Annotated in this window: 8 protein-coding genes and 1 pseudogene; 6 read left to right on the top strand and 3 right to left on the bottom strand. The window is 63.9% G+C overall.

Translation table 11 applies throughout. The features are described 5' to 3' along the window. Positions 1-249: 249 nt before the first annotated feature. The 3 genes from KMAL_RS15590 to KMAL_RS15580 all read left to right on the top strand — a co-directional run bounded on the left by KMAL_RS15590 (position 250) and on the right by KMAL_RS15580 (position 3,411). Positions 250-783, top strand: coding sequence for a hypothetical protein (locus tag KMAL_RS15590; protein ID WP_110096420.1), 534 nt, complete (start codon positions 250-252; stop codon positions 781-783). Between the two features lie 682 nt (positions 784-1,465). Continuing rightward, complete coding sequence (locus KMAL_RS15585; RefSeq protein WP_110096419.1) at positions 1,466-2,596, top strand: restriction endonuclease; 1,131 nt, start codon at positions 1,466-1,468, stop codon at positions 2,594-2,596. 482 nt (positions 2,597-3,078) lie between these two features. Further along, positions 3,079-3,411 carry a DMT family transporter gene (locus tag KMAL_RS15580; protein WP_110096418.1) on the top strand — a complete coding sequence of 111 codons (333 nt, stop codon included), beginning with the start codon at positions 3,079-3,081 and terminating at the stop codon, positions 3,409-3,411. A gap of 158 nt (positions 3,412-3,569) precedes the next feature. On the opposite strand, the gene KMAL_RS17385 is transcribed toward KMAL_RS15580, so the two are convergent. After that, positions 3,570-3,980 (bottom strand): hypothetical protein, encoded by a 411-nt coding sequence (locus tag KMAL_RS17385; protein ID WP_180999856.1) that lies wholly within the window; start codon positions 3,978-3,980, stop codon positions 3,570-3,572. Between the two features lie 331 nt (positions 3,981-4,311). On the opposite strand from KMAL_RS17385, the gene KMAL_RS15570 reads away from it, so the two are divergent. Beyond that, a complete protein-coding gene (locus tag KMAL_RS15570) occupies positions 4,312-5,010 on the top strand; it encodes a hypothetical protein (RefSeq protein WP_146044247.1) in 699 nt (232 codons plus the stop codon). Positions 5,011-5,127: 117 nt separating this feature from the next. Here the strand turns inward: KMAL_RS15570 and KMAL_RS15565 are convergent, their stop codons facing one another. Beyond that, complete coding sequence (locus tag KMAL_RS15565; RefSeq protein ID WP_110096416.1) at positions 5,128-5,370, bottom strand: hypothetical protein; 243 nt, start codon at positions 5,368-5,370, stop codon at positions 5,128-5,130. Positions 5,371-5,665: 295 nt separating this feature from the next. On the opposite strand from KMAL_RS15565, the gene KMAL_RS15560 reads away from it, so the two are divergent. Next, entirely contained in the window at positions 5,666-6,274 is a 609-nt protein-coding gene (locus KMAL_RS15560) for a glutathione S-transferase N-terminal domain-containing protein (RefSeq protein ID WP_110096415.1), read from the top strand. Positions 6,275-6,344: 70 nt separating this feature from the next. Further along, positions 6,345-7,004 (top strand): hypothetical protein, encoded by a 660-nt coding sequence (locus KMAL_RS15555; protein ID WP_110096414.1) that lies wholly within the window; start codon positions 6,345-6,347, stop codon positions 7,002-7,004. Here the strand turns inward: KMAL_RS15555 and KMAL_RS17380 are convergent. Next, positions 6,974-7,295: pseudogene (locus tag KMAL_RS17380) on the bottom strand (hypothetical protein); the annotation flags it as partial. The gene KMAL_RS15555 and the pseudogene KMAL_RS17380 sit on opposite strands and share 31 nt — an antisense overlap.

Below are 7,295 nucleotides of genomic sequence, written 5' to 3'. Positions count from 1 at the left end.
ATTACACGATTGGCACGACGCGCACAGGGGGGCGTACGGCATCAGGCCCCGGCGCATATCCGCCGGGGCCTGATGCCGTACGCCCCCCTGTGCGCGTCGTGCCAATCGTGTAATCGGACAATACCAGTTCTGTATTTTCATCGAATAGATGCAGTTTATATGCCTGTTTTTAATAAATTGTATTACGGACAAAGTACCAATATCATAAACGGACAATCATTCTGTCCGTAAAAGTAGAATATATTGCGAATGTTCAGGACCTTCACTTTCGCATGTCTGGCGCTGCCGCTGTGGGGCGGGATTGCCCATGCCGCGCCACCACAATACCTGCCGGGACCGCCGCCCGACCCGCACCATGCCCATACCCGCTTTGGCGATGCCGATACGTCCAGCGGGATGCTGAACATCGCGGGACAGCAGACCCTGCCGCGCGCGGCGGGGAACGGCTCGCTGTTCGTGGAGAAGGTCGGGCAGGTGGGCGATACGGATTTCCTGCTGCTGACCTCCACCGGCAATGCGCTATGCCCCGCCAGCTATTCCATCGTGCGGGTGGATTCGTCGGGCATTGCCGTGCCGACCGCGTTCTTTGGCAACTGCAACGACCGTCACGAGGTCCAGATCATCCACGGGCAGGACATCGCCGTCATCCAGCCCGAATTCACCAGCAGCGAGGCCGATACCCCCCGCACCATCACCGTCTACAGCAACAGCACGCGACGCCTTGCACAAAACGGCTCCCCCCTGCGTGCCGGATGCCCCAACAACCTGTGCGACGGACTGTAAGTCTGACAGGCTGGCTATCACCGATAGACAGGACCGGAGGCCGCGCCGGGCCATCTGATGATATAGTGCTGCGCGCCAACGCCCTCAGGGGCTTCGCCCCCGAACCCCCACCAAAGGGCATTGCCCTTTGGAAACCATGACTTCTTAACGAATCAGGGTGCAGGGAGCACGCTCCCTGCCGGGTCCGGAGCAAGCCGCCCGGATGGTCCGTGCGCCAACGTCCTCAGGGGCTTCGCCCCCGAACCCCCACCAAAGGGTATTACCCTTTGGAAACCATGACTTTTAATCAGATCAGGGTGCAGGGAGCACGCTCCCTGCCGGGTCCGGGCGGCGCCCGGATGGTTCATGCCCCAACGTCCTCAGGGGCTTCGCCCCCGAACCCCCACCAAAGGGTATTACCCTTTGGAAACCATGACTTCTTAACGAATCAGGGTGCAGGGAGCGTGCTCCCTGCCGGGTCCGGAGCAAGCCGCCCGGATGGTCCGTGCGCCAACACCCTCAGGGGCTTCGCCCCCGACCCCCCACCAAAGGGCATTGCCCTTTGGAAACCATGACTTCTTAACGAATCAGGGTGCAGGGAGCGTGCTCCCTGCCGGGTCCGGGCAGCGCCCGGATGGTCCATGCGCCGACGGCCCGGCACAGTGGTCTCGCCAAGTGAGGGATTGTGGGTTAACTGTCTGGCATGACGTGTGTACGAAAAGGGAACATACTCCACCCCTGCGCGCTGGCCGTCACGGTTGGCCTGATGACGGCCCCGGCGGCGGCGCAGGGGACAGTGTATCGGGTGCCGGCGCAGGCCATCGGGTGTGCGACGGCCCCGGCCGCGCGGCACCTGCCGGATGGGATCGTCGGGCCGGGCTGCCGCCATGCGGGGACGGCGGCGCGCTGGGTCCTGGTGCAGCGCGACGGGGACATCACCGCCCTGCGCCGCGACGGCGGGCGGCATGACCGCGTGCTGTATTTCCGCACCCATGACGTGTCGCAGGTGCCCGCATCCGGCGTGATCGCGCGGGGATGGCACTGGCTGCATGACGGGGGACTGGCGGTATGGGCGGCGCTGGCCGCCGGGGTCGCCGGCATGGGAATCGGGGGATATGGGCGTCTGGCCATGGCGGGAGGGACGGTGCTGCTGGGGTGGCCGGTGCTGTGCCTTGTCGCGCGATGGTGGGCGCGGCGGCGGGCGCGGACACTATGCGCGGCGCTGGTTGCCCGCCATGCCGACACGCTGCGCCTGCGACGGCGGCAACTGCTGGGCCGCAACAGCTATGGCGTCGTCAAGCCGGAGAAATGGCACCGCGAACGCGACGAGTTCATCGCCACCATCGTGCGCCCTGCCCTGCGCGCGGCGGGGCGGGCGGCGCAATGGCCGCGAATCGCCGGTTGGGTCACGGCACGGATCGAACAGGTCGCACGCGCCGCGCCGCAACGCCCCGATACGGTCGGCCCCGGCATGGACCCGTTGGAATATGAGCAGTACTGCGCCGCCGAACTGCGCCACGACGGGTGGCAGGCCGACACCACCGTCGGCAGCGGCGACCAGGGGGCCGACATCGTCGCCAGCCGCCGTGGCCTGCGCATGGTGGTGCAATGCAAGCTCTACAGTCGCGCCGTCGGCAATGACGCGGTCCAGCAGATTACCGCCGCGCGCGCCCATTACAACGCAACGGTGGCGGCGGTCGTATCCAATGCGGCCTATACCCGCGCGGCGCAGCAGCTGGCCCGCACCAATGGCGTCTGGCTGCTGCATCACGACGAACTGCGCGGCCTGTCGCAACGCCTGAAGCACGGCCCTACCCCGGCGGCGATCGCCTGACCCCGCGCACGGTTCCGCCATGGCCGATGCGGGGCATCGACGGCCGGATTATGTCAAACCATGTTTTTTCATGGCCGGGCATCACGTTATAACATGATACCCGATTCCATGTGCCGCCCGCATGCCAGTTTCCCGGCATCCCCGGCGGTGCCAAAGGTGCATCCAGGGACCATTTTTCCCGGTTTTCCGGGGATCAGTCCTGTTTGCGGGTTGTATCCTGCGGCAGCGGTTTTTCACGCGGCGCGCGCCGGATATTGATAAGAAGGTGGGCAATCATGCGTGCTGAGTTGCTCATGGCTCATGTCTCCTATCTTCTCTATACATATAAAGCGCGATGAAAGCGAAGGTTTCGTGCGTCTTTACGGAAAAAATCCGACATGGACTGTGACCACCCGTGACATGGCCGTGGGGACGCCGATCCTGTAAAGGCGGCGCGACAGGCCGGGGCATCGTGCCCTTCGGCCATCGGGAAGGACGCGGCCATGGCCTATCTCTACCTCGCGCTCGCCATCGGGGCGGAAGTTACGGCGACTTTCTTCCTGACGCTGTCGGATGGCTTCACCCGCCGCCTGCCGTCGTGCGTGACCGTGGTGGGATACCTGACCGCGTTCTATGCCCTGTCACAGGCCCTGCGCACGATTCCCACCGGCGTCGCCTATGCCATCTGGTCCGGGGTCGGCACCGTCGCCATCACGATCGTGTCGTGGATCTGGCTGGGGCAGAAACTCAATCTTGCGGCGGTGGGCGGCATGGTGATGATCATCGCCGGGGTCATGGTGATGAACCTGTGCTCCGGCACGTCAGGGCACGGATGACCCGCATGGCCGGGGGCCGCGCCCTGTGGCAACCATGACTTCGTAAACTGGTCGGGGTGCAGGGATCGTGATCCCTGCCGGGGCCGGGCGGGGCGCGCTTCTCCCATGCCCCGATGGCCTCAGGGGCGTTGCCCCTGAAACCCCGTCAGGGGCATGGCCTATCGCCGGCCGCCCCCGCCATGACCGCCGCCACCGCCGCCACCGGGACCGCCTCCCCCACCGGGACCATGCCCACCGCCGAAGCCGCCACCATGGCCACCACCCGGACCGCCGGGACCACCACCGGGACCGCCGGGGCCACGTCCACCGCCAAAGCCACCGCCCGGACCACCACGGCCACCCGGACCACCGGGGCCGCGTCCGCGGTCATCATGACGGTGGTCGCCATAGACCGGGTAGCCGCCATAGTAATCGCGTCCGTAATAGCCGCCGTAGCCACCACCATATCCGCTGTAATAATCGTATCCGCCGTAATAATTACCGCCGTACCCGCCCGGGCCACCGGGACCGACACAGGCGCACAGCGCACCGGCAAGTGCCAGCACCGGCACGAATCTGATGGGTTTCATGTTCCTGACTTTCTGCTGTCCATCCTGTATCGTCGCGATCATCCGCCAGAACCACGATCAGAACAAGGCGCATGGATGGCCATCATGTGGCAGCGTACCGACCGCCCTGCGGGGTGCGTGCGCCGGCATGCGCAAACCCGTGTCCCTGCCGTCATTTTTCGCGAACATGCCAATAACGGTGGATATATGGCAATCCATGCCGGGCCTGACACAAAATGCCCATTTCGGCGCTACACTCCTGCCATGCGGGCGGGTAAAGGAAGACAGGCCGCCGTCAGGCATGACGCGCGGCATCCTGCCGGGTTTTCCGGCCCTGCCTGAAGGTAGCATAATGAAACGACTTCTCGCCGCCGCCGCCCTCATGTGTACCATGCTGTCCGGCTGTTCCGTGGAACAGCTTGAGGCGCACAAGGCCCATTACCTCGACCACATGGGGGAGGCACGGATGCAGCGCAAGATCACGGTGCGCAATGAACCGTGGCAGCCCTTCATCATCGTCAGCCAGGAACACGCCTATAACGATAGCGTTTTCTTCAACAGCTGGCTGCAGGCGATGGTCATCAAGAAAGACGGCGCGGTCTCTCGCACGGGGGGCGGCACCTACAGGGCGGGGGACGTGATCTACATGCTCAGCGCCGATCTTGCGGCGGCATCGGGGATCTACAGCCATATCGAATATAACGGCCCCAATGGCCCGCAATACGCCAGGATCATCAATGGCGACCAGAGCGTGTCATGCTGGGACCGCACGGACATGACATCGGATGGCAAGTTCTATGACACCGGGGAGCAGAGCTGCAGTTACGAAAGCCAGATGATGATCCCGCTGCGGGCCTCGGTCATCACCTACATCACGCAGCAGACGACCCCGTGGGAGGTCCGCTTTGTCACCGACCATCCCGACCGTGATGGCGACCGCCGCGACATCGTCACCGCGTCGGAGGCACGCGCGCTGGTGGACCGCGTGAACGAAGTGCGCGCGGGCCTTGGCTCCCTGCACGAAGCCACCGCGCAGAATTACCAGCCATAGGGGGTACGCGCCACAGGGGACCGGACGCCACCCGCCCATTGCGGAGGCATCCGGTCCCCTGATGGTTTCCGCCGGGCGGCACGGATGCCTGCCCCACGGCGTCGGGAACGGACCTTTTTACTTCTTGGCGGCCGCGCGCCTGCCCAGCAGCTGGATTTCCGCCGCGTTCATGTTTTCCGGCTCGACCGTTCCCTTGCGGGCGATCGCCTGTTCCTCCTCGGTGGCATGTTCGCCAGCCTTGAGGACATGGTCGGAAAGGCGCGCGGTTTCCGCCGGCGTCATCAGGTCCGGCGAATGGGTGGCCTTGCGCACCAGGTCATGGATCGAACCCGCCGCATGGGGAACACGATGTTCTTTCATTATACCTAACTCCTTATTCTACCAGTATATGTGGCGCACCCCTGCGGATGTTCAATCGACAAAAGGACATATTTTTTATATGCCAGACGAGCTAATTCATATTTACATAGCAAGCATGCCCGAATGAACCGGGTCAGTTGTTGCGCAGTACCTTCCCCTGCCCTGCCGTTACTTTGGCATGGTGCGGGATGCGGGTGCGCCACTTTGCACGGCGCGCGGCATGTGCGACCCTTCGCGCCCGGACGGGATGGCCCACGCGCCACCCGATAACCGGGACAGACAGGAGGAGCACGCCATGAAACTCTACTACACGCCGGGCGCATGTTCGCTGGCCGCGCACATCATCCTCAACGAGACCGGCCTGCCGCACGAAATCGAGCGGGTGGACCTGAAGACCAAGAAAACCGCCAGCGGCGGCGACTACCTTGCCATCAACCCGCGCGGGGCGGTGCCCGCGCTGGAGGTCGCGCCGGGGCAGGTCCTGACGCAGAACGTGGCGGTCCTGACCTATATCGGCGCGCAGTCGGACATCGCGGCCCTGCATCCCGCCGCCGGTTCGCTGGCGCAGTACCGCCTGCTGGAGGCCATCGGCTTCTGCGAGGACGTGCACGGCGCGTTCGGCCCCCTGTTCGCGCCCGACCTGCCCGATGTGGTGCGCGAGCGCCAGTACGCCCTTATCACGCGCCGCATGACGCAGGTGGAGGCGATACTGTCCGCCAACGGCCATGACCACATGCTGCCGGCGGGCTTCACGCAGGCGGATGCGCTGCTTGCGGTAATCCTCAGCTGGGCGCCGCACGTGAATGTGGACCTCTCCCCCTACCCCGAGGCCTGCGCCCTGCGTGAGCGGGTGTTCGCCCGTCCCGCCGCGCAGAAGGCGCTGAAGGAAGAAGGCCTCGCCTGACCGCGCGCCCGCGCCCCCTGGCCTGCGGGGCGCGGGCGATCATGACCGACCCCATCCCCCAAGGATCGCGATGCCCATCGACCTTTCGACCAATTTTTTCTACGACAGGGAAGATTGGGAACATTTCATCAGCTCGATGCTGTCGGGGGTCAGTTTCCATCCCGCCAGCGCGCTGGTGCGCACGCTGTATCCACGCACGCCGGACGGGTTCAAGGTCACCTATCACAACGACCACTGGGTCGCGCTGTCGTACGGCTTTGTCCTCGCCTTTACCAAGGACGGGCACATCATCTTCCCGGCCTTCGGGATCGAGGTCCCGCTCAAGGGCGGGCAGCCCGAATACTTCACCGCGCAGCACATCACCTACATGACGGCCGTCAAGGAATGTTTCCTGAAGTTCAGGAAACACGTCACCGCCCTGCATGACCGGCTGGAAAAGGCGCTTGTCCGGTTCAATCCCGAACTGCGCATTGTCACGGATGACACCTGCGGCGTGTATGCGCAAAAGGGCGGCCACGTCATCGCGCATGACACCCTCATACGCGACGACGATGTTCCCGATTTCCTGCGGCAGGTGGCGCGGAACCTGAAATCCGGCACCTTCCTGCCCATCGACGTGCAGGAACGCTGCCGCACGCGCAAACTGCCACGCCTGCCGCGCGTGTACATCAATGGCGGCGGGCGGGAACTGATTGACACTTATGTCCTCAAGAACCAGCGCAAGTCCTGAAGGACGCCCGACCTGCCACGAAACAGAATGCAGACATCCAAAGGTTTTTGGTGAAGCTTTTTCCAAAAAGCTTCAAAGAACGCCGCCTTTTTGAAAAAAGCCGGCACCCAAAAACTTTCATGACCTTGCCCGCTTTTCCAGACGCCGGACCTGCCGCAAAGACCCCGCCCACGAAACAGGGCGCAGACATCCAAAGGTTTTTGGTGAAGCTTTTTCCAAAAAGCTTCAAAAGAACGCCGCCTTTTTGAAAAAAGCCGGCACCCAAAAACTTTCATGACCTTGCCCGCTTTT

The organism is Novacetimonas maltaceti (genome assembly GCF_002906255.1).
GTDB classification, from domain to species: Bacteria; Pseudomonadota; Alphaproteobacteria; order Acetobacterales; family Acetobacteraceae; genus Novacetimonas; species Novacetimonas maltaceti.
The sequence above is the reverse complement of the archived record's forward strand: the minus strand, read 5'-3'. Positions and strand labels throughout refer to the sequence as shown.